Genomic DNA, 22,960 nt, shown 5'->3' on the forward strand with positions numbered 1-22,960 from the left:
ACGAATTGGGGGCTGATTAAATGGATCCAGATCAAAAAGCAGCAGCATTGGCTAAGTTATCTAAGGAAGCTTACGCAGTTACGCAACATGCCGATACTGAACGACCATTTTCTGGTCAATACGATGCCTTTTATGCAGATGGTATTTATGTGGATGTCGTCAGTGGCAAACCGCTGTTCTCTTCGACAGATAAGTATGACGCTGGCTGTGGCTGGCCGTCGTTCACGCATCCAATCGACGCCAAATCGGTTAAAGAACATCGGGATCGTTCATTTGGCATGGAACGAACTGAAGTAGTGAGTCGTGAGGCAGAGTCCCATCTAGGACATGTTTTTACCGATGGACCGGCCGAAGACGGTGGGTTGCGTTATTGCATCAATTCGGCCGCACTTAAATTTATTCCTGCGGATCAATTGAAGGCAGCTGGATATGGGCAATATGCTGACCTATTTCCACAGATAACGCAGAAGTAAGTAAACGCGTTAGCTTAGGTAGGTTAAATCGAGGAGGACTTTACATGGCAGAAGCGACAGCAATTTTTGCGGGTGGATGTTTTTGGTGTATGGTAAAGCCGTTTGATACGGTTCCAGGTATTAAAACGGTGGTGTCGGGGTATACAGGTGGACATGTGCCTAACCCGACGTACGAGCAAGTTGCCAGTCATACCACTGGTCACACCGAGGCGGTTAAGATCACCTTTGATCCAGACGTGATTAGTTACGATCAATTAGTTAACATCTATTGGCAGCAGACCGACCCAACGGATGCCATGGGCCAATTTCAAGATCGTGGCGATAGTTACCGACCCGTTATCTTTGTGAATAGTCCAGAGCAACGGCAAATTGCTGAGGCTTCGAAAGCTGCATTGGCCGCTTCAGGGCGATTTGACGAGCCAATCGTGACGAAAATTGAAGCTGCGCAGCCATTTTACGCTGCAGAGGACTACCATCAAGATTTCTACAAGAAGAATCCTTTGCGCTACCAAATGGAAGAAATGGGTGGGCGCGAAGCCTTCATCAAACAACAATGGGCTGATAAAGATCAAACAAAGGCGTAAACTAATTGACGGTCAGCACAAAGATCGGTATTCTAGACGTAAATAGTTTCCACTAGGGGTGTCCACATGGCTGGACTGAGACGACTTGGTCGGACCCTTTGAACCTGTAAGTTCAGACTTGCGAAGGAAAGTGGCCAGTGTGATTGAGGAATGACAACGCTGAAGCCTTCGTGGTTTTAGCGTTTTTTCTTGTCCAAATTGGCCGAGGAGGAAAAAATGAATCCAGAATTGTTAGCCGCTATTCGACGGCTTAATCCAGTTGTATTAACCGTTGCAAATGCGGTGACGATTGCCGAGGTTGCCAATGCCGTGAATGCAATTGGCGCCTCACCAATCATGTCAAAAGCACCAGAAGAGGCGCCTGAACTTGTGGGGCTGGCAGGCGGTGTAACACTCAACTTGGGCACATGGACGAAAGTTCAGGTTGAGCAAATGGTTGCGGTTGGTCAGGCTGCAAATCAAGCGCAGGTTCCCGTTGTGATTGACCCAGTCGCGGTTGCATTGCCCAAACGACAACAGATCTTCACTAATTTAGTTGAACAAGTTCAGCCAGCCATCATCCGGGCCAACGCGGGGGAAATGGCCTTTCTTGCTGGCGAAGATGATACAACGCGCGGCATTGACGCGACCGATTTAACGGTAAACCATGCGCTAGTCGCAGCAGAAGTGGCGAAACGTTTTAATTGTATTGCGGTGATGACCGGCAAAAAAGATTTCATCAGTGATGGCAGCAAGACGTTTATGGTTCATAATGGGACGCCCCTATTTGCGACCCATGTTGGTTCCGGTGATATGTTAAGCAGCGTTTTAGGGGCCTTCTTAGCGGTGAGTGAGGATGCGCTAACCGCTGCAGTAACTGGCACTGCCATTTTCGCGGCAACGGGTCAGTGGGTGGCACAGACTGCGCAACTAACTCATCAGCAGCCAGGAACCTTTGCGGTTAAATTAATGGATGGTTTGGCTGCCGTTAGCATGACCGATTTGAAATCTTTACTTGAGGTGGAGGTCAATTAATATGGCACTAACTGAATCAGTGGCACAATTTCCCCAGGCATTATCCATTGCCGGATCTGATTCCGGCGGTGGTGCTGGTATGCAAGCAGATCTCAAGACGATTCAAGAGCGTCACGTTTTTGCGGCGACGGTTCTTGTCGCGATTACCGCACAGAATACGCTGGGGGTTCAGGATGCTTTTGCTCTGCCAACAACCTTGATTGATGAACAATTTGCTTCTTTAGCGGCGGATTTAGCAATCAAAGCTTGTAAAACGGGGATGTTAGCAGATGTCGAACGGGTCAAAGCAGTCGTTGCCAATCTAAAGCGTTATAACTTTGGCCCGCTGACTGTTGATCCCGTCATGATTGCAAAGGGTGGCGCACCACTATTGAGTGAGGCAGCGGTGGTCACGGTTCGCGATGAATTAATTCCTCTGGCGACCGTGTTAACTCCCAATTTACCAGAGGCCGAGGCCCTGACCGGCTTGACGATTACGACCGATCAGCAGATGCGCCAGGCTGCTGAACAGTTACAGACGCTAGGGGCAGCAAACGTCATTGTCAAGGGTGGCCACGAAGCCAACCCTGAATTGGCGAATGATTATGTCTTGTTAGCCGATGGGCGATCATTTTGGTTGAGTTCGCCTAGACTAAACACGCACAACACGCATGGCACGGGTGACACATTGTCGGCCTGCATTACCGCAGAACTAGCTAAGGGCGCCGATGTTGAAACGGCGATTCGAATTGGTAAAGCCTATGTGTCCGCCACCATTGCCCAAGGGATCGTTGTCGGTCATGGTCACGGACCCTTGAACCATTGGGCACAGATTCACGAGGGTGATGCTCATGAAATTTAACACGAAAATGTTGCAGGCTTATTTTGTAGCTGGAAGTCAGGATGTGCCGCAAGGACAAACTTTGCCGGAACAACTGTCTGCCGCGATTGCGGGTGGCATCACAGCATTTCAATTTCGTGAAAAAGGGCCACGGGCACTGATTGGGGACCAAAAAGTAGCCCTTGGGAAGGCGTTACAAGAAATTTGTCAACAGGCAAACATCCCGTTTTTTGTTGATGATGACGTGGCCTTAGCGCAAACTTTACGAGCTGATGGCATTCATGTTGGTCAAAAAGACCAACGAATTGAACAGGTCATTGATGAATTACCAGGTTTGATCATTGGTTATTCTTGTCATACGGTCGCCCAAATTAACCATGCAAATGAACTTACTGCCGTGGATTATGTGGGTAGTGGTCCGGTTTATCCAACCCAATCTAAGGCTGATGCCGATCCGGCCTTAGGAATCTCAGGACTCGCGCAACTTTTGTCAGTGAGTCAGAAACCAATAGTTGCTATTGGGGGCATTGACCAAAATAACTTAGCAAATGTTGCCCAGACCGGTGTAGCTGGAGCCGCGGTCATTTCCATGCTGACCCGGTCTGATGATGTTCAAATGACAGCCACAACATTGCGCCAAGCCTTTACCAATTTTGATGCGTAAGACGCCATTGAATTGAGTTGCATCCGCGGTGGAGAATGTCTACACTTATAGCAGACTTTTAAAGACGTAGGTGAAGATATGAAAAATCGACCAAAACCAGTTAATCCAGCCATGCCAACCAATATTGCAACTTTGATGATTGTTCTCAGTGTCATCGCCGGGATACTGGTTGGCTGGTTATTACCGTTTGAATTTGATGGCTCGTTCATCTGGGGTGTCATCGTTGTGTTGGCATTCAATGGTTGCTTTGTGGCGCTTTATCGACGCTATACAATGCGCAAACAAAAGGCAGTGTTGGCCCAACAAGCAGCCACAAAATCTGAGACCACGACTTCTGAAAAATAGTTGTGACGGGTAGCCTGACAAAGTGATACAATTAATTTTGTTCCGGGCCCGTAGCTCAGTTGGGAGAGCGCCTGCTTCGCATGTAGGAGGTCGACAGTTCGAATCTGTTCGGGTCCATCTTTTTACGCTGAATCGTTGCCCAGTAGTAAAAACGGCGGCTTACAAACGTTGATATAACGGTGTTTTACTGATTTTGGCTAACCGACTCAATGAGTCCATCGTCAAAATGATGCCAAATTTGATGCCACAAAAGAAATTTTAGTGGCCTATCTTAAACAAAATCGGAGTAGGAAAAGAGTTTATCTTTCTTTTCTTACTTCGATTTTTTCGAAAAAAAGCGAAATATCGGTTTAGGTGTTCAAAGAGTGGTATTGGGAAGTATTAAAGCAATAAATTATGAATCAGACACTTTTGAACCCAAAATAAGTCCCTAGGTAAAGACCTCATCAGCTGATCAGTTGGTGAGGTCTTTTTATAAGAATGATAATCAAGTGTTGACAGTTACTGATGTGACTATTGCACGGTGTACATGGTGCATGAAATGAATTTAACCTTCACGATAGAGTTTACCCCGTGTCGCTTTACATAAATCGTTGAAGCCAGTCGGCACTAAATTCGTCAATGTCGATATGATAAAGATCACATAGTGCGATATAGGTCCGGGCAGGGACAGTCAGATCCTTGTGGGGATCTTCAAAGCGCGCTAAAGAGGCAACACTGATTTTGATATGGTATCTCTCATTGAGAACCTGTTGAACCATGACCAAAGTCAGGTTGAGACGGCGACGATAAAACTTAAAAGCTTCTTGTGGCGTTAACTGTACGTGCATATTGACCTCCTAAACTCTTTTTATGTGCAATTTTAGCAAGAATCGTGCACAAGACGCACAGTTATAATTTATTAATTCTTGAACCTTAATGAAAATTAGTTTATATTTCTCATATATAAGAATAATTTAATTTGTAAGAATAATAAGAGGTGAAACTATGATAAGTATTGACCCCTTACGTGGTTGGTTCGCTGCTAGAAAGATTTCACAGCAACAAATTGCTAATGTCTTACAAAAGGATGCTAGCACCGTGAACCGTAAGATGAACCGAAAATCAGATTGGACATCAACAGAGATTGCTTTGCTTCATAAGCGTTTCAACGTTCCAATCGGATTATTCATTCGATAACTTTGGAGGGGGAATGAGGCGCGATAAATGAGGTATTAGATGTCAAGTTCACTTATGAGCAGGTTGACGTCTTTGGATAAGTGAAGGCGGGGCTTAGCACCCTAATAAAATTGTGCACATTTGTTTTGCGAACAATTGTTTTATCGAGCGAACGATTCGCTAACAAGGAAGAAAGGAGAAAACATTATGGAACCTGAGCCAATTGATGAAGCACGGCAACAAAATGCGGTCACTGTCATTTATCGAACGCGTGATGGGCAGCAGTTGATTCCACCGATGAAGATTTTTAAGGCTGTTGGTGAAGCATATGAGGTCGCAACACCCGTCTTGTCTGGCTATGTTTTGATCGACCGACCATCAATAACAGGCACGATGTCAATGGACACTCAGTCCATCGATTTGGTTTATGCACCATTGGGGAAAATTCAAATTCTTGAAGGACCAACGCAAGAATTAGTCAAGACAATCCAGTTGACGAATAGCCAACAAGCTAGCGATAGTGCGCCGGTAGAATTACCACCACGACGTGACGCAAGTTATTTCACTTGGTTGACTGATCATCTGGGCGATAAGATCCAGGAAATTACTGCTTATCACGCAGAGGACCCAACAGCAGTAACCGAGTTAATTAGTTTAACCGATAAAGAAGAGGAAGCGATGAAGATGCAAAATGCAGCCCAAGTACAAACAATCTTTAGTCCCAAACCAATTGAACAGCAGCCTGAACCTAAGCTGTCCGTTATCGCGACAGATGAATCTAACCAGGAGGTTACTTCGATTGCGGCGTCTCAACCTAGAACCAGTGGTCAGGTTGAAACAACCAGGGTGGCTCGGTCGGCAGCAAGTCACGAGGTTTCTGACAATCTAGGAAGCGAGGTCAGTGAACAACCATTAACGATCTTAGTCCACGCATTTGCGCAGGTTGCACAGGGATTAGCTCAGGTTAATCAGACGGACCAACGAAATGAGCTGGCCCGAACGGCTCAAGACTTACTACAAGCGATTCGTAAACTAAATCAATAAATCGAACTTTTGGGGGTAAACAGTTATGGAAGAACCACAAGCAATGCAATCAAATGCACAAATCAGTGATCTGAAGATTGAGACGTTGATCGGGTTAACCCCGGTTAAAGCGTTGAGTGAAAATGTCAAGTTAATTGCTGATTCCTTAGAGACAGCGGTAAAGAATAATAATCAACGGCAAGTTGCGGAATTAGCCGCAACAGGTGAATCGTTGTTAAAAGCGATTACTTTATTAGCCTAAATCAGTTGGTTGTCGAGGGAGTGAGGCTATGGAAATAGAATCAGCAGAACTAATTGCGGCCAATAATGAGGAGCACAACGTCTTACCCTTCACCAAAACTGGTTTTGACGTTTATCTTCAAAAATTCATGGGTGAACCATTAGATCAAGATGCGGAGCGCCGGTTTGCTGCTGAATTATTAACAATGAGCTTTCTGGCACCTATCCAAATTGCAAGAACGGAATCCACACCAAAAAAACCGCAAACTAGTCTGCAGTTAGCTTTAGCAGTGACCACTTATTTAGCAGACGGTCACCAATATGTGCCCGTCTTCTCACAGGCAAGTAAGTTCGATAATTTCATGAACACGACACTACGTCAGATGGAGTTTCGCTCGTTAGAGTTTAGTGGCGATGAATTAATGAGTGAAGTTGGGCGCATGGACGTGGCCGGCTTACTGATTAATCCAGGTTATCAGAATTTTCCCTTGTCGATCGAATACTGGAACTATATTCATCAAGTTGTGCCGCTAGTGTTAGATCAGACTGACGAGGATTTTCGTATGCGCATGATGTCGCCAGTTCCGCCACAGCTAGCCCATAATCTCAGTCGCGTGCTCAAACATCAAGCTGGTGCAGAACGGGCTTGGTTGATTGATCTTAAATTACGAGACTCAACCCGCTTTGAAACGGGAGTGATTGTTGACTGGCGCGGCAATTCGAAAGATTTTGGGAATAAGCTAGCTCGTCGACTAGCCGTCGCTGCCCATCGGTACGTCAAATATGGTGCCAACTTCTTAGTCGGCACCACCGATGATCCAGTTGGGCAGTTGGTTGAAAAAAACCTAGAGCCATTTTATCAACGACATCATTTACGAGGAGATTGACGATGGAGCAATACACAAAGATTGTTCCATCACGTCGACAGATGCGACGAGTGGGCAGTCATTTACAGGCGAAGATAAATATCGCTCAACAACATGCGCCAACTCATTTAAAAGAGGTGCATGTTGTGGGAACGATCACGCATCAACCGATCAATATTGGAACATTTCCACAAATTGGTCACTATGAGGGGAGCGAAGGGTAAATGCAAACATATGGATATCATGATCGACTGTTTCGTGACAGTTTAGATCGTAAGGAACATTATAAGTTATTTAAAAAGGGGAAGTTATGGCTGGTTGCTGGCGTAACGGTCTTTGTGTCAGGTGTTGCGATGAACCACCATGGGGATTTAGTGGTTCAAGCGGATGCGGCGGCAAGTCAGACCGTTAGCGATCAGACTAGCACATCGTCAACCGTCAGTTTGGCGCAAACTCCGGCAAGTGAGTCTGCCTCATCGGTGGCGACCTCGACAGCCAGTTCGAGCACTGCGGCCCAAACAAGTGAGGAAACTGCTCACAATACATCAACCAGCGATGGTACTCAGGTTAAATCAGCAAAATCAGCGGATAATATTGCAACCAACACTAGTGCAGCGGGTGACAAAGTTGATTCAACCGCCAACAGCGCGACGAAAAAAGCTGTCGCAACTGGTGTTAATGATTCATTAACCAACTCGGCAAGTTCGTTAACCAGTCAGGTTGGTAGTAGTGTTGCGCAAGCTAGTGCCTATTTATCACAGGCTAATGCGGCTGCGGATGCGAATACCACAGATAATGTTGTCAGAGATGATGGGTTAGCAGCCATTTATCAACATCAGCAAGTCGAAAGTGATCAAGTCAAGACGCTTTTGGCTGCTGTTGAGGCTACCTCGCAAACAACGACGAACACCGCAAGTTCGCAAGTGATCATGGCGAGTTCAATTGTGGCCAACATGACCAATGAGCTAGCACAAGCTGCCGAAATGATTGCCGCTGACCGACGGGGCGTTCTTTCACAATCTTTCAGGCAAGCCCAGGCGGCTTACAGTCAGCTCAAATTAGCTGATGGCGTACACGCCAATGTCGATGCATATGGTGATTTAGTGATCGATGCACCATCTGATACAGCCTACCAAGCAACCTTGCAGCAATTACAACAGAGTGGTTTGGTGAGTCAATTCCGGCAAGTGATTGACCCAGCTGAATATACAGGGAAAGATGAAGTCAGTATCAATTGGGCCGCAGGTGGAAGTGGTAAGTATACTCCGGTAGCGTCTTTAACCCCTGCAGCGGATTGGCAAGGCGAAGGCAAAGCCTATAATGTGATTTTACAAGAGCTAGATGAAACAACACCTTACAGTAGCCAATTTACTAGTATTTTAAATGCAACGGTTGTGATTACTGGACAGGCCGGTGATAAGGTTTCAGTAACGTTGCCCAACGGGTCATTCGGGCTAACTAATGGTAATCCGACTATTTCCGGTAGGACAGCAACATGGACGATTCCTGGGCAATCTGGGAGTCAAACGTTTGCCGCCAATTTTGTGGTTAACAATCTGTTTAAAGGTGGCATTGTTAAACAGAATTTTCCAATCGTGGTCACCATTAATGGCATGACGGTCAGTTCCGCACAGCAGAATATGATCATTAATAATGAGATTACATTTGATGCAATCACTGTGAACGTTCCAAGTGCAATCGCAAATTCGGTTATTGATAATGCAGGTGATAGCTTTTATCATGTTCCAGGCATAAGGGTACAATTCAGTCATTCGAAATTTTTTAGTTATACCAAAGGGATGGTTTTATCAATTCCTGTTTCAAAAGGTGTAAAAATTGCTGAAGACCTCGCTGGATGGTCTCAGCCTGGCGGAGTTGGTACGCCGTTGTTGTACAGTAACACTGATAGCCTGTTCAATCAAAGCGATTATGGGATATACTCCGGTGGCGGTGGATCAGCTATTTATTCCTCAGTTAAGTTGCCTAAATTAGTTTGTACAGATTTGGATTCACTTAACGATATCGCTCAAAATGCCTCTGGCTATACGATGGATGCTAATGGCGTTAAACATTATTTTGGGGTCATTAATCTTGATACCGGAGCGACGCTAGGGAACACAGACACCGAACAATCAATCGCTTTTGGCATGAAAAGCCCATTGATTAAGCCTAGCTCAAGTATCAAATCTCCAGCGGAATATGACAAAAAGGTCGTTCATTTACCCGGTTTAAACTACGATTACACGATGAATCTACAACTTTGGGCGCCCAAGGCGAGTCAAGTGCATATTAGTTTCCCGACACCGTCTGGATTCTCCCTCAATGTTGCCAAAAGCACTGCTACAAATAGTTTTGTGACGGGTACTTGGACGCAACCCGGTGGTGTTGGAACACCAATTGTATTTGATGGTACGATTTTAAACGATTTCAAGGCAGACGATAGTTCGTGGCCGAAATTTGTTGGTTCTTACGCACCAGGGAGTACGGATGGAACAAGTAGTGAGGGGTTGTCAGGTTACTACACGGATCAAAATGGGCAAAAGGTGTACTTTGGTGAACGTAATCTACAAACAGGCTTGCCGATTGATTCAGATGATGGTATCGATGATTTCAAGGGATTTAATGATCTGCTTATTCATACAACAGGAACGGTTAGTCAATATCAAAGTTCTGGTAATTTTAGTTCAGACAAGACCGCAATGGCCGCTGGAACACCCTTAGCAGTTGGAGAAGACTATCAATACCAAGTAACCGTGACTAATCCGCCGATTGCTCATGATGATTTAAATCCGGCACTAAATTCTATAACGTACCAAGTATCAGTTCCTGCCGACTTTGAACTTAATACAAATTTGACGAACTTTTATCTTAACGCGTCTAAACGGGGAAGCCTGGAGACAATTACACAACCTGGTGGACCTGGGACGACAATTTTTATTAAGACGACTAATCCATCTCTGATCGGACAAGGAACGCAGGTTGATCCATATGTGTGGGTTAATTATTTTTGGGGACATTATAATTCTATTTCGTCAGGAATTAGCCAAGGTGCTTCGATGGATGCGACCTTGGCAGATGGAACGCACACTTATTTCGGAGAGACTGATTTAGAAAACGGGACAGAGATTGATACCAGTAATGACTTTACGGGAATCAATGATACAGTTTTCGATCCTAAGACATCGTCAGATAAAGCAAAATCAGAAATAGGCAGCATTATTTCTACAAATCAAGCATATGTACCAAATGACGATTCCATGCCGAACTGGCAAGTTCTGGGCAGTTTTCGCCTTTATAATAGCGGCAACGTCTCTGCAGACGCAGAAGCTACTGTGACAATTCCTGATCAATTGACAACGACGGGAATTACGATGCCAATTTCTGAATCACCGCGTTTTCCATCTACGTACTTTGTCACAGCAATCGATAATGAAGGCCAAAATGTGACACAAACATTGTCTGGTGGGCAGAGCTGGAATCCAATCACTGGTCAAGTAGATACTGCCGGAACTTTTTCAACAGGTAATAAGATTACTTCTGGCCGACATGTAGTCAGTTATCAAATTAAGTTATCAACACCGATCGCACCGCAGAGTGATGCCGGAGATGGTGAGACAACCTACTATTCGGGTAATGGGGATTATGTAACATTACCTGAAATGGCATTGAACAAGTATTCCTACGATGATCGTTTGGGTTATCATGTTCAGCAATACGGGTTCACAATTTTAGGTCGCGGCAATAATTTGGCCGAAGTTGGGAAGACTTATTCGGTCGGCGTAAGTGTTCAAAATTTGACCCAACCGGCGACGATCAAACAGTCGATGGCGGTACAGATTTTAAATTCTAAACCAGTCAACGTTTCAACCTCAGGGATTAATGGAACTGTTGCTCCAGGACAAAAGATTACTGCAAATTTCACGGTGCAGAGCGTTTCTGGTGTGGCCGATAATGGTCAATTAAATATTGATCGATCTGGCAACAAGTTAGTTAGTAATAATCCTTTTGTACAAACCAGCAATGGTCGTGGCCCTTGGACAGATAAAGCAGTTTTCGAACCAAAGTTATATGTAACGATTCCTGACCAAACAAATTTAGTTGTCAATGCGAATGGTCTTCCGTTTTATTTCACTAATGATGCAAGCACTAGTGCTTCGGGTGTAGATATAAATTCAATCAACGGTTTTGTTAAACCTAAAATGACGATGACCACTAATTCATCAGGGCAAAAGGTGTTGACGCTTGACTGGACAGGTACTGGCTTCTCGTTACCGACATATATTAATTTAGCGGTTGATTTTACGGTAGACGCGGCCGCGATTAGTGGTATCGACCAAATGTTTGGTAGTCAAACAGGTTATGTTTATACACCTGATAACGGTGTGACATACGGGATCTATACGGCTGAACAACTAGCAGCCATGGGTGTATCGACCACTGGACTAAAGTATCTTTCTGGTGCGATTACTAATGGGACTTCAACGATCCAGATGGATGTATCTAATTCCAAGGACTATACAAGCAATAGTCAATTAACGTTAGCTAACGGTGATAAGATCTCGACATACGTTGGTTCTGGAAATTATGCTGTCACCATTTTAGCCCCGCAACAGGTCGTTAACCAAGGTGGCATTCAGGGCACTGCCGATGGGTTTACCGGTGTTTCCTCAACCGGGAATAATTATCCGGCGAAAGATTTTCTTGAAAAAGATGGGACGATTACTGGGCTTCAGAATTTAGCAGTTCAGGTAGCAAATAACTGGTCCAAAGACTTAAATGCAGTATGGAACGTCACGAATCTGCCGCAAGCAGGAATGGTGGATCCAAACCAACCAAGTCAACCTAAAGCTAGTTTTACACTGAATATTTCTGGTCCTGCTGTGCTCGGCAGTATCGGTAATAATCCGAAAGGTGACGAGCCGGGAAAAATGTATTACAGCACTAATCTCATTAGTTTTACGGATGGTAGTAAAACAATGGTCTTTAGTGATGGCACTAAGTGGACGATTGGCAGCGGTTCACTACCAAGTGAGCTGCTCACGGCAGACCAAGTCACCGATTGGTCACAAATTAAGAGTGTGATCCAACAAGCAGATAAGATTTCGAGTTTTAATAAAATCATTTACGATGTCCCCGTCTATTCACCGACGAGCGCGACGAACACAGGTCTTTCAGACACTATCTACAGCACGATTAGTTCCAGTATTTCGCCGGATTCAACTCTGACTAACAAGGTCACCGATGCGTACAACGTGAAGGCCACGATTAAAGCCGTTGACCAGAACAATCAACCAATTAATGGTGTGCCAGATCAGGTTGGCTCAGCCGTCTTGAATGATGATGGTTCTTACACTGTTATTGATCCGCAAGGCCCCGTTGGTGGGAAAATTCTTAACTTTCCGCCGACCCTTCCTGGTTATGTCTTTGTGAAGACAGACGGGGATACGACATTTAAAGCTGACGGTAGCGCGGTCGTTGTTAATCACTACACGGTAAGTAAGGCTGAGTTAATTAATTCAATGAAGAACCTGGATGAGACCATTACCGGTGATCCAGAAGCCGGTAACGGCAGTAGCTCAGTGACCGGTACTGATAAGATCAGTTTTGCTCATACAGATGCCGATTTTGCGATTGATGGAATGACTTATCAAGTTAAGGTGGTTGACGGCAATGGCAATCCAATCGTTGTTAACGGACAGGCAATCTATGATTCATTAAAGGATGCGTTAGTTGCCAACGGCCTCTTCGACAAAAAAGCCGACTCAAATGGACCTACGCAGAAGTTCATTGTCGTATATAAATTGTCTAATGACTTGTTAATTTCGATCAACGATAGTGGTAAGCAGTATGATGGTACGACGACTGTCGATGTGTCTAAATTAGGCTTGACCGTACCAAGTGGTGTTGTGGCGCCGACTTGGGTAGCAGCTGACTTTGATCTAACCGGTATCACGAGTGCCAATGTTGGGGAGTATCCAATTTCTCTCTCAGCTACTGGATGGAAACACTTAGAAGCGGTTAACCCTAGCGCTGACTTTAGCGCGCTGGATCCGAACTTAGCTGGATCTGGTAAAGGGATTACAGTCACTGGAACCTATAAAATTACACCAGCTCCGGTGACAATCACTGGGCCAAAATTGACCATGGTGTATACGGGTAAGGAATACGGAAAACAAGCCGTAGCCGTTGTGGCCGGCAAGCCAACTGCCGGTGAAGATTTGGTTTATACCATTGATGACATTAGTCACGCGACCGAAGTTGGCACCTACCCAATTACGATTACTGCTACAGCGACGGATAATCCTAATTATACGGTTACGGTTATGCCAGGTTCGTTGGAAATCACCAAGATTCCACTAACCCCGCCAACCGACCCGAATAATCCGGATAAGCCGGTTAACCCGGATAATCCAGATGACAACAAGAACCCGGAAATAACGAGTTTGGTTGTTGAAGGTTCTAAAAAGATTTACGACAATGATGCTTCGACAGACACGACAGTTTATAAAGTGCTTGCACCAAGCAACTATCCAGATTTCGTCATTCCAGAATTAACCGCTGATGATTTTGATCTATCAGGTATCACGAGCCAGAATGTCGGCAATTACGTAGTTAAGTTAAGTGAAAGTGGCCTGAAGAAGATTCAAGACGCTAATACGAGTTACAGCTTTACCGCTGACGATATTCAAAATGGATTGTTCGTTATCACACCGCGCCCAGTGACGGTTACGGCAAATGACAACAGTAAGGTTTATGGCACTAAAGACCCTGAATTAACGTCAACGATTGAGGCCAAATCAACTGACCGTGGCTTGGTTGACGGTGACAGTCTTGGGACAATCACGGTTAGCCGTGAAACCGGTGAGAACGTCGGGAGTTACGTGGAAACAGCAACTGGTGCGGTAAATCGTAATTACACCATTACAAGTGATAATGGGACCTTCACGATTACTGCTCAACCGTTAACACCACCAACCGATCCGAATAATCCAGACAAGCCGGTCAACCCGGATAATCCGGATGAAAATAAGACACCAGAAATCACGAGCCTTGTGGTTCAAGGGGCGAAGAAGATTTATGACAATGATGCTTCCACGGACACCAAGGTTTACACGGTCTTAGCACCAAGTAATTACCCAGACTTTGTGATTCCGGAATTAACTGCCGATGATTTCGATTTATCAGGGATTAACAGTCAGAATGTCGGCAACTATGTGGTTAAGCTGAGTGAAAGCGGCCTGCAGAAGATTCAAGACGCTAACACAAACTACAGCTTCACCGCTGACGATATTCAAAATGGCTTGTTCGTTATCACACCGCGACCAGTGACGATTACGGCAAACGACAATAGTAAGGTCTATGGGAGTCAGGATCCAATCCTAACCGCAACAATTCAACCAGCCGGCAACCAAGTTGGCTTGGTCGATGGCGATAGTCTTGGCACCATTACAGTGAGTCGCGAATCTGGCGAAAATGTTGGCTCCTATAAAGAGACCGCAACGGGCGCAGCCAACACGAACTACGTGATTACAAATAACGATGGTGTCTTCACAATTACTGCTCAACCATTGACACCACCAACCGATCCGAATAATCCTGACAAGCCGGTCAACCCGGATAATCCGGATGAAAATAAGACACCAGAAATCACGAGTCTTGTGGTTCAAGGGTCGAGAAAGGTTTATGACAACGATATTTCCACAGATACCAAGGTTTACAAAGTGCTTGCGCCAAGCAACTACCCAGACTTTGTGATTCCAGAATTAACCGCTGATGATTTCGATCTATCAGGGATCACAAGTCAAAATGTTGGTAATTACGTGGTTAAGCTGAGTGCAAGCGGCTTAAAGAAACTCCAAGACGCTAACACAAACTACAGCTTCACCGCTGACGATATTCAAAACGGTTTGTTTGTGATCACACCGCGACCGGTCACGATTACGGCCAACGACAACAGTAAAGTCTATGGCACCAAAGATCCTGAATTGACTGCGACGGTTGAACCGGCAGGTACTGCAAGTGGTTTAGTTGATGGTGATTCGTTGGGCACGATTACGGTTAGCCGTGAACCTGGTGAAGCGGTTGGTAAGTATGCTGAGGCAGTTAGTGGGGCAGCTAATAGCAACTACACGATCACTAATGTTAAGGGTCAGTTTGCAATTACGGATCAGACGTTGACACCACCAACGGACCCCAATAACCCAGATAAGCCCGTTAACCCAGATAATCCGGATGAAAACAAGACACCAGAATTGACGAGTTTAGTCGTTGAAGGTGCTAAGAAAGTCTATGACAATGACGCGTCAACAGATACTAGCGTTTATACGGTGCTCGCACCGAGCGCATTCCCAGACTTTGTCATTCCTGAATTAACCGCTGATGATTTTGATCTTTCAGGAATTAACAGTCAGAACGTCGGCAACTACGTGGTTAAGTTAAGCGAAGCTGGTTTGAAGAAGCTTCAAGACGCTAACACGAACTACACCTTCACCGCCGACGATATTCAAAATGGGTTGTTCGTCATTACACCGCGACCGGTCACGATTACGGCCAATGACAACAGTAAAGTCTATGGCACTAAAGACCCTGAGTTGACGGCAACGATTGAGGCCAAATCAGCTGACCGTGGCTTAGTCGAAGGCGATAGCCTAGGCACAATCACGGTTAGCCGTGAAACTGGTGAGAACGTCGGAAGTTATGTGGAAACTGTTGCTGGTGCTAGAAATAGTAATTACACCATTACAAGTGAAAATGGGACCTTTACGATTACGGCGCAACCGCTGACACCACCAACTGATCCGAATAATCCTGACAAGCCAGTCAACCCAGATAATCCAGATGAAAATAAGACACCAGAAATCACGAGTCTTGTGGTTCAAGGGTCGAAAAAGGTTTATGACAACGATATTTCCACGGATACCAAGGTTTACAAAGTGCTTGCGCCAAGCAACTATCCGGACTTTGTGATTCCTGAATTAACCGCTGATGATTTCGATCTATCAGGGATCACAAGTCAGAATGTTGGCAATTACGTGGTTAAGTTGAGTGAAAGTGGCTTGAAGAAACTCCAAGACGCTAACACAAACTACAGCTTCACCGCCGACGATATTCAAAATGGGTTGTTCGTCATTACACCACGGCCAGTGACGGTGACAGCCAACGACAACAGTAAGGTCTATGGCACCAAAGACCCTGAATTAACGTCAACGATTGAAGGTAAGTCGACTGATCGTGGGTTAGTTGATGGCGACAGTCTAGGCACGATTACGGTTAGCCGTGAAACAGGTGAGAACGTCGGGAGTTACGTGGAAACAGCAACTGGTGCGGTAAATCGTAATTACACCATTACGAATGCTAATGGGAGCTTTACGATTACGGCTCAGCCCCTGACGCCACCAACCGATCCGAATAATCCGGACAAACCAGTCAACCCGGATAATCCGGATGAAAATAAGACGCCAGAATTGACAAGTTTAGTCGTTCAAGGATCGAAGAAGGTTTATGACAACGATGCTTCTACTGATCCGGCGGTTTATAAAGTGGTTGCGCCAAGCAACTATCCAGACTTTGTGATCCCAGAATTAACCGCTGATGATTTCGATCTCTCAGGCATCACAAGTCAAAATGTCGGTAATTACGTGGTTAAGTTGAGTGAAAGTGGCTTGAAGAAGCTTCAAGATGCTAACACTAATTACAGCTTTACGGCCGATGATATTCAAAATGGCTTGCTGGTGATTACACCTCGACCGATCAACGTCACTGCAAATGACAATCACAAGATTTATGGAACAGCGGATCCAAATCTAACTGCTACTGTTGAGCAAATGACAGACGGACGTGGGTTGGTTGACGGTGATGAATTAGGCACAATCACCGTAACTCGTGAGCCTGGCGAAGCGGTTGGCAAATATGTAGAAAAAGCTAATGGGGCAGCAAATAGTAACTACGCGATTACCAATGTTGACGGCTGGTTTGCGATTACGGATCAGACATTGACGCCACCAACGGACCCCAATAACCCAGAGAAGCCGGTTAATCCAGATAATCCAGATGAGAATAAAACACCTGAACTGACAAGCTTGGTCGTTGAGGGTTCTAAGAAGATCTATGACAACGATGCTTCAACAAATACCAAAGTTTACACGGTATTGGCCCCGAGCGCTTATCCAGACTTTATCATTCCTAACTTGGATGAAAGTGATTTTGACTTAAGCGGTATTAATAGTCAAAATGTTGGCAACTATGTGGTTAAGCTGAGTGAAAGTGGCTTGAAGAAGTTACAAGACGCTAACACAAACTACACCTTCACAGCCGATGATATCCAAAACGGTTTGTTTGTTATTACACCGCGACCGGTCACGATTACGGCAAACGACAACAGTAAAGTCTATGGCACTAAAGACCCTGAATTAACGTCAACGGTTGAAGCCAAATCAGCTGACCGTGGCTTAGTTGATGGCGATTCTCTAGGAACAATCACGGTTAGCCGTGAAACTGGTGAGAACGTTGGTAGTTATGTTGAAACCGCCGCAGGGGCAATGAATCGCAACTACTCCATCACCACTAAGGCTGGTGTCTTCACAATTACGGCACAACCGTTAACACCACCAACCGATCCAAATAATCCAGACAAGCCGGTCAACCCGGATAATCCGGATGAAAATAAGACGCCAGAAATCACGAGCCTTGTAGTTCAGGGATCGAAGAAGATTTATGACAACGATTCTTCCACGGATACCAAGGTCTACACGGTCTTAGCACCAAGTAATTACCCAGACTTTGTGATTCCGGAATTAACCGCTGATGATTTCGATCTATCAGGTATCACGAGCCAGAATGTTGGCAACTACGTGGTTAAGTTAAGTGAAAGTGGCCTGAAGAAGATTCAAGACGCTAACACGAACTACACCTTCACCGCTGATGATATCCAAAATGGGTTATTCGTTATCACACCTCGGCCAGTAACGGTCACGGCCAACGACAATAGCAAGGTCTATGGCACTAAAGACCCTGAATTGACGGCAACTATTGAAGGTAAGTCGACTGATCGTGGGTTAGTTGATGGCGACAGTCTAGGCACCATCACGGTTAGCCGTGAAACTGGTGAAAATGTTGGTAGTTACGTGGAAACTGCAACTGGTGCGGTAAATCGTGATTACACCATTACGAATGTTAATGGGACCTTTACGATTACGGATCAGACCTTGACCCCACCAACCGATCCGAATAATCCTGATAAGCCAGTTAATCCCGATAATCCGGATGAAAATAAGACACCAGAAATCACGAGTCTTGTGGTTCAAGGATCGAAGAAAGTTTATGACAATGACGCCTCCACGGATACCAAAGTTTATAAAGTGGTTGCACCAAGTAATTACCCAGACTTTGTGATTCCAGAGCTGGGTGAAAACGACTTTGACTTGAGTGGTATTGATAGCCAGAATGTTGGCAATTACGTGGTTAAGTTGAGTGAAAGTGGCTTGAACAAGTTACAAGATGCTAACACAAACTACAGCTTCACCGCCGATGATATTCAAAATGGATTGTTCGTCATTACACCGCGACCAGTGACGGTTACGGCCAACGACAATAGCAAGGTCTATGGCACTAAAGACCCTGAATTGACGGCAACGATTGAGGCCAAGTCAACTGAGCGCGGCTTGATCGAAGGCGACAGCCTGGGAACGATCACGGTTAGCCGTGAAACAGGTGAGAACGTCGGCAGTTACGTCGAAACAGCAACGGGCGCGGCCAACACGAACTACATGATTACAAATAACGAGGGTGTCTTCACGATTACGGAACAACCGCTGACACCACCAACCGATCCGAATAATCCTGACAAGCCGGTCAACCCGGATAATCCGGATGAGAATAAGACGCCAGAAATCACGAGCCTTGTGGTTCAAGGGTCGAAAAAGGTTTATGACAATGATGCTTCTACGGATACCAAGGTCTACACGGTCTTAGCACCAAGTAATTACCCAGACTTTGTCATTCCGGAATTAACCGCTGATGATTTCGATCTATCAGGGATTAACAGTCAGAGTGTCGGTAGCTATGTCGTTAAATTGAGTACGACTGGAATCGCTAAGATTCAAGCTGCTAACTCAAATTACACATTCACAGCCGACGACATACAAAATGGGTTATTCGTTATCACCCCACGGCCAGTTACGATTACCGCAAATGACAACAGTAAAGTCTATGGCACTAAAGATCCTGAATTGACGGCAACAATTGAAAGTAAGTCGACTGATCGTGGGTTAGTTGATGGCGACAGTCTAGGCGCTATCACAGTCAGCCGTGAAACTGGTGAAAATGTTGGTAGTTACGTCGAAACGGCAACTGGTGCGGTAAATCGTAATTACACTATTACGAATGCTAGTGGGACCTTTACGATTACAGCTCAGCCACTGACACCGCCAACTAATCCTAATAATCCGGATAAGCCGGTCAACCCGGATAATCCGGATGACAATAAGAATCCAGAGATCACCAGTTTAGTTGTTCAAGGGTCGAAAAAGATTTATGACAACGATGCCTCCACGGATACAAAAGTTTACAAAGTGGTTGCACCAAGTAATTACCCAGACTTTGTGATTCCAGACCTAGATGAAAACGACTTTGATTTGAGCGGTATTAATAGTCAGAATGTCGGCGACTACGTGGTTAAGTTGAGTGAAAGCGGCTTGAAGAAGCTTCAAGCTGCTAACACGAACTACAGCTTCACCGCCGACGATATTCAAAATGGGCTGTTCGTGATCACACCGCGGCCAGTGACGGTTACGGCGAATGACAATAGTAAGATATTTGGCTCTACTGACCCAATTTTGACGGCAACTATTCAGACATCGAGTCAAGGCAGTGGTTTGGTTGAAGGTGATAGTCTTGGAACAATCACCGTAACTCGTGAAGCCGGTGAAGCAGTTGGAAAATATGTAGAAAAAGCTAGTGGTGCGATGAACACTAATTATGCGATTACCAATGTTGATGGCTGGTTTGCGATTACGGATCAGACCTTAACACCACCAACCGATCCTAATAATCCGGATAAGCCAGTCAACCCAGATAATCCAGATGAAAACAAGACGCCAGAACTGACGAGTTTAGTCGTTGAAGGTTCGAAGAAGGTCTATGACAATGATGCTTCAACGGATACCAAAGTTTATCGAGTACTGGCACCAAGCGCTTATCCAGACTTTGTGATCCCAGAATTAACCGCTGATGATTTTGATCTATCGGGTATCACGAGCCAGCATGTCGGTAATTACGTGGTTAAGTTGAGTGAAAGTGGCTTGAAGAAGTTACAAGACGCTAACACAAACTACACCTTCACCGCTGACGACATCCAAAATGGGCTATTTGTTATCACACCGCGGCCAGTGACGGTTACGGCAAATGACAACAGTAAGGTTTATGGCGCCAAAGACCCTGAATTAACGTCAACGATTGAGTCCAAAGCAACTGACTCTGGCTTGATCGAAGGCGACAGCCTGGGAACGATCACGGTTAGCCGTGAAACTGGTGAAAATGTTGGTAGTTACGTCGAAACAGCGATCGGTGCCAACAACGCCGATTACAGCATTACAACTATTGCTGGAAACTTCACGATTACGGCACAACCGCTGACACCACCAACCGATCCGAATAATCCGGACAAGCCAGTCAACCCGGATAATCCGGATGAAAATAAGACACCAGAAATCACGAGCCTTGTGGTTCAAGGAGCTAAGAAGGTTTATGACAATGATACTTCCACGGATACCAAGGTCTACACGGTCTTAGCGCCAAGCAACTACCCAGATTTCGTCATTCCTGAATTAACCGCTGATGATTTCGACCTATCAGGCATCACAAGTCAGAATGTCGGTAGTTATGTCGTTAAATTGAGTACGGCTGGAATCGCTAAGATTCAAGCTGCCAACTCAAATTACAAGCTAACCGCTGATGACATCCAAAATGGATTGTTCGTTATCACACCGCGCCCAGTGAGGGTTACGGCCAACGACAACAGCAAGGTCTATGGCACTAAAGACCCTGAATTAACGGCAACGATTGAAGGTGAGTCAGCCGATCGTGGCTTGGTTGACGGCGACAGTCTGGGAACGATCACGGTTAGCCGTGAAACAGGTGAGAATGTTGGGAGTTACATTGAAACCGCCACAGGGGCAATGAATGAAAACTATGTAGTCACTAACAAGGTTGGCGCCTTCACGATTACGGCTCAACCATTGACACCACCAACCGATCCGAATAATCCGGACAAACCAGTCAACCCGGATAATCCGGATGAGAATAAGACGCTTGAGCGTATCAGTTTAGTTGTTGAAGGATCGAAGAAAGTTTACGACAACGATGCTTCGACAAACACCAAGATCTACACAGTCTTAGCACCAGGTAATTATCCAGACTTCGTGATTCCTGAATTAACCGCTGATGATTTTGATCTCTCGGGCATCACAAGTCAAAATGTTGGCAATTACGTGGTCAAGCTGAGTGCAAGCGGCTTGAAGAAGTTACAAGACACTAACACGAACTACAGCTTCACCGCTGATGACATCCAAAATGGATTGTTTGTTATCACACCGCGGCCAGTGACGGTTACGGCCAATGACAATAACAAGGTCTACGGCACTAAAGATCCTGAATTGACAGCAACGATTGAGGCCAAATCAACAGGACACGGCTTAGTCGAAGGCGACAGCTTGGGAACAATCATGGTTAGCCGTGAAACTGGTGAAAATGTTGGTAGTTACGTCGAAACAGTAACCGGCGCTGTAAATAGTAATTACACCATTACAGATAATAATGGGACCTTTACGATTACGGCTCAGCCACTGACACCGCCAACTAATCCTAATAATCCGGATAAGCCAGTCAACCCAGACAATCCAGATAAGAATAAGACGCCAGAAATGACCAGCTTAATTGTTGAGGGCTCGACGAAAGTCTACGACAACGACGCTTCAACTGATCCCAAGATTTACAAAGTGGTTGCACCAAGTAATTACCCAGACTTTGTCATTCCAGAATTAACCGCTGATGATTTCGATCTATCAGGGATCACTAGTCAGCACGTTGGCAAATACGTTGTTAAATTGAGTGCTGCTGGAATCGCTAAGATTCAATCAGCTAATCCAAATTACAAGGTCACTGCTGACGATATTCAAAATGGATTATTCGTTATCACACCGCGGCCAGTGACGGTTACGGCCAACGATAACGGCAAGGTTTATGGTAGTCGTGATCCAGAGTTGACTGCGACAGTTGAAACAGAGACGGCCGGGCGAGGTCTTGTTGATGGAGATGAATTGGGTCAATTATCGGTTACGAGAACACCTGGAGAGGCAGTTGGTATCTACGACGAAATGGTTTCAGGTGGCGAAAATAGTGACTATGCGATTTCAGTCATCGATGGGCGCTTTACTATCTCTGCTGCGCCGGTGCTGCCACCTATTGAACCGGAGCCAACACCAGAACCACAACCTGAACCAACGCCAGAACCACAACCGAATATTGGCATGCCAGCTGAAACGCCTGGTGAAAATCAACCAAGTACACCAGTTATTCATCGAGTGAATACACCAACCAGTAAGACAGGTCCAGTAAGTTCAGATCGGCGATTACCAAAGACCGGTGAATCACAACAAAAGAATAATAATGGTGAAATTATTGGCTTATCGATGTTAAGTTTGATCGGCGCCTTAGGTGCTTTGGCAACTAAGAAGCGTAAACAAGAAGATTAATAATTATCTTTCACGTGAACCGAC

General features: G+C 45.3%; 13 protein-coding genes, 1 tRNA gene and 1 riboswitch. Of the genes, 13 read left to right on the forward strand and 1 reads right to left on the reverse strand.

Translation table 11 applies throughout. The features are described 5' to 3' along the window. Window positions 1-20: 20 nt before the first annotated feature. The 7 genes from msrB to AC27FN_RS01515 all read left to right on the forward strand — a co-directional run bounded on the left by msrB (window position 21) and on the right by AC27FN_RS01515 (window position 4,017). Window positions 21-473, forward strand: coding sequence for a peptide-methionine (R)-S-oxide reductase MsrB (gene msrB, locus AC27FN_RS01485; RefSeq protein WP_487166260.1), 453 nt, complete (start codon window positions 21-23; stop codon window positions 471-473). Between the two features lie 44 nt (window positions 474-517). After that, window positions 518-1,057 (forward strand): peptide-methionine (S)-S-oxide reductase MsrA, encoded by a 540-nt coding sequence (gene msrA / locus AC27FN_RS01490; protein WP_487166261.1) that lies wholly within the window; start codon window positions 518-520, stop codon window positions 1,055-1,057. A gap of 44 nt (window positions 1,058-1,101) precedes the next feature. Further along, a riboswitch (TPP riboswitch) is annotated at window positions 1,102-1,203 on the forward strand. A 70-nt stretch (window positions 1,204-1,273) separates the two neighbouring features. Further along, the gene (gene thiM, locus AC27FN_RS01495; protein ID WP_487166262.1) at window positions 1,274-2,071 is read left to right on the forward strand and encodes a hydroxyethylthiazole kinase; all 798 of its coding nucleotides are present in this window, start codon (window positions 1,274-1,276) and stop codon (window positions 2,069-2,071) included. Window position 2,072: 1 nt separating this feature from the next. Next, a complete protein-coding gene (gene thiD, locus AC27FN_RS01500; protein ID WP_487166263.1) occupies window positions 2,073-2,912 on the forward strand; it encodes a bifunctional hydroxymethylpyrimidine kinase/phosphomethylpyrimidine kinase in 840 nt (279 codons plus the stop codon). Further along, entirely contained in the window at window positions 2,896-3,555 is a 660-nt protein-coding gene (thiE, locus tag AC27FN_RS01505) for a thiamine phosphate synthase (RefSeq protein WP_487166264.1), read from the forward strand. The genes thiD and thiE overlap by 17 nt, the downstream gene beginning before the upstream one ends. Window positions 3,556-3,633: 78 nt before the next feature. Further along, the gene (locus AC27FN_RS01510; RefSeq protein ID WP_487166265.1) at window positions 3,634-3,900 is read left to right on the forward strand and encodes a hypothetical protein; all 267 of its coding nucleotides are present in this window, start codon (window positions 3,634-3,636) and stop codon (window positions 3,898-3,900) included. Between the two features lie 44 nt (window positions 3,901-3,944). Beyond that, window positions 3,945-4,017 (forward strand) — tRNA-Ala (locus AC27FN_RS01515). 464 nt (window positions 4,018-4,481) lie between these two features. Here the strand turns inward: AC27FN_RS01515 and AC27FN_RS01520 are convergent. Next, entirely contained in the window at window positions 4,482-4,730 is a 249-nt protein-coding gene (locus tag AC27FN_RS01520) for a hypothetical protein (protein WP_487166266.1), read from the reverse strand. 157 nt (window positions 4,731-4,887) lie between these two features. On the opposite strand from AC27FN_RS01520, the gene AC27FN_RS01525 reads away from it, so the two are divergent. The 6 genes from AC27FN_RS01525 (at window position 4,888) to AC27FN_RS01550 (ending at window position 22,936) form a co-directional block, all read left to right on the forward strand. Next, a complete protein-coding gene (locus AC27FN_RS01525) occupies window positions 4,888-5,079 on the forward strand; it encodes a helix-turn-helix domain-containing protein (protein WP_487166267.1) in 192 nt (63 codons plus the stop codon). A gap of 186 nt (window positions 5,080-5,265) precedes the next feature. Beyond that, window positions 5,266-6,102 carry a MucBP domain-containing protein gene (locus AC27FN_RS01530; RefSeq protein WP_487166268.1) on the forward strand — a complete coding sequence of 279 codons (837 nt, stop codon included), beginning with the start codon at window positions 5,266-5,268 and terminating at the stop codon, window positions 6,100-6,102. Between the two features lie 25 nt (window positions 6,103-6,127). After that, on the forward strand, window positions 6,128-6,343 hold the full coding sequence (locus tag AC27FN_RS01535) for a hypothetical protein (protein WP_487166269.1): 216 nt from the start codon (window positions 6,128-6,130) through the stop codon (window positions 6,341-6,343). Between the two features lie 28 nt (window positions 6,344-6,371). Further along, window positions 6,372-7,208, forward strand: coding sequence for an enhanced serine sensitivity protein SseB C-terminal domain-containing protein (locus AC27FN_RS01540; protein ID WP_487166270.1), 837 nt, complete (start codon window positions 6,372-6,374; stop codon window positions 7,206-7,208). A gap of 2 nt (window positions 7,209-7,210) precedes the next feature. Further along, window positions 7,211-7,411: a hypothetical protein gene (locus tag AC27FN_RS01545; protein ID WP_487166271.1), complete on the forward strand. Its 201-nt coding sequence runs from the start codon at window positions 7,211-7,213 to the stop codon at window positions 7,409-7,411. Next, the gene (locus AC27FN_RS01550; protein ID WP_487166272.1) at window positions 7,412-22,936 is read left to right on the forward strand and encodes an MBG domain-containing protein; all 15,525 of its coding nucleotides are present in this window, start codon (window positions 7,412-7,414) and stop codon (window positions 22,934-22,936) included. The last annotated feature ends 24 nt before the right edge of the window (window positions 22,937-22,960 follow it).

It is taken from the genome of Furfurilactobacillus sp. W61-4 (assembly GCF_057545565.1).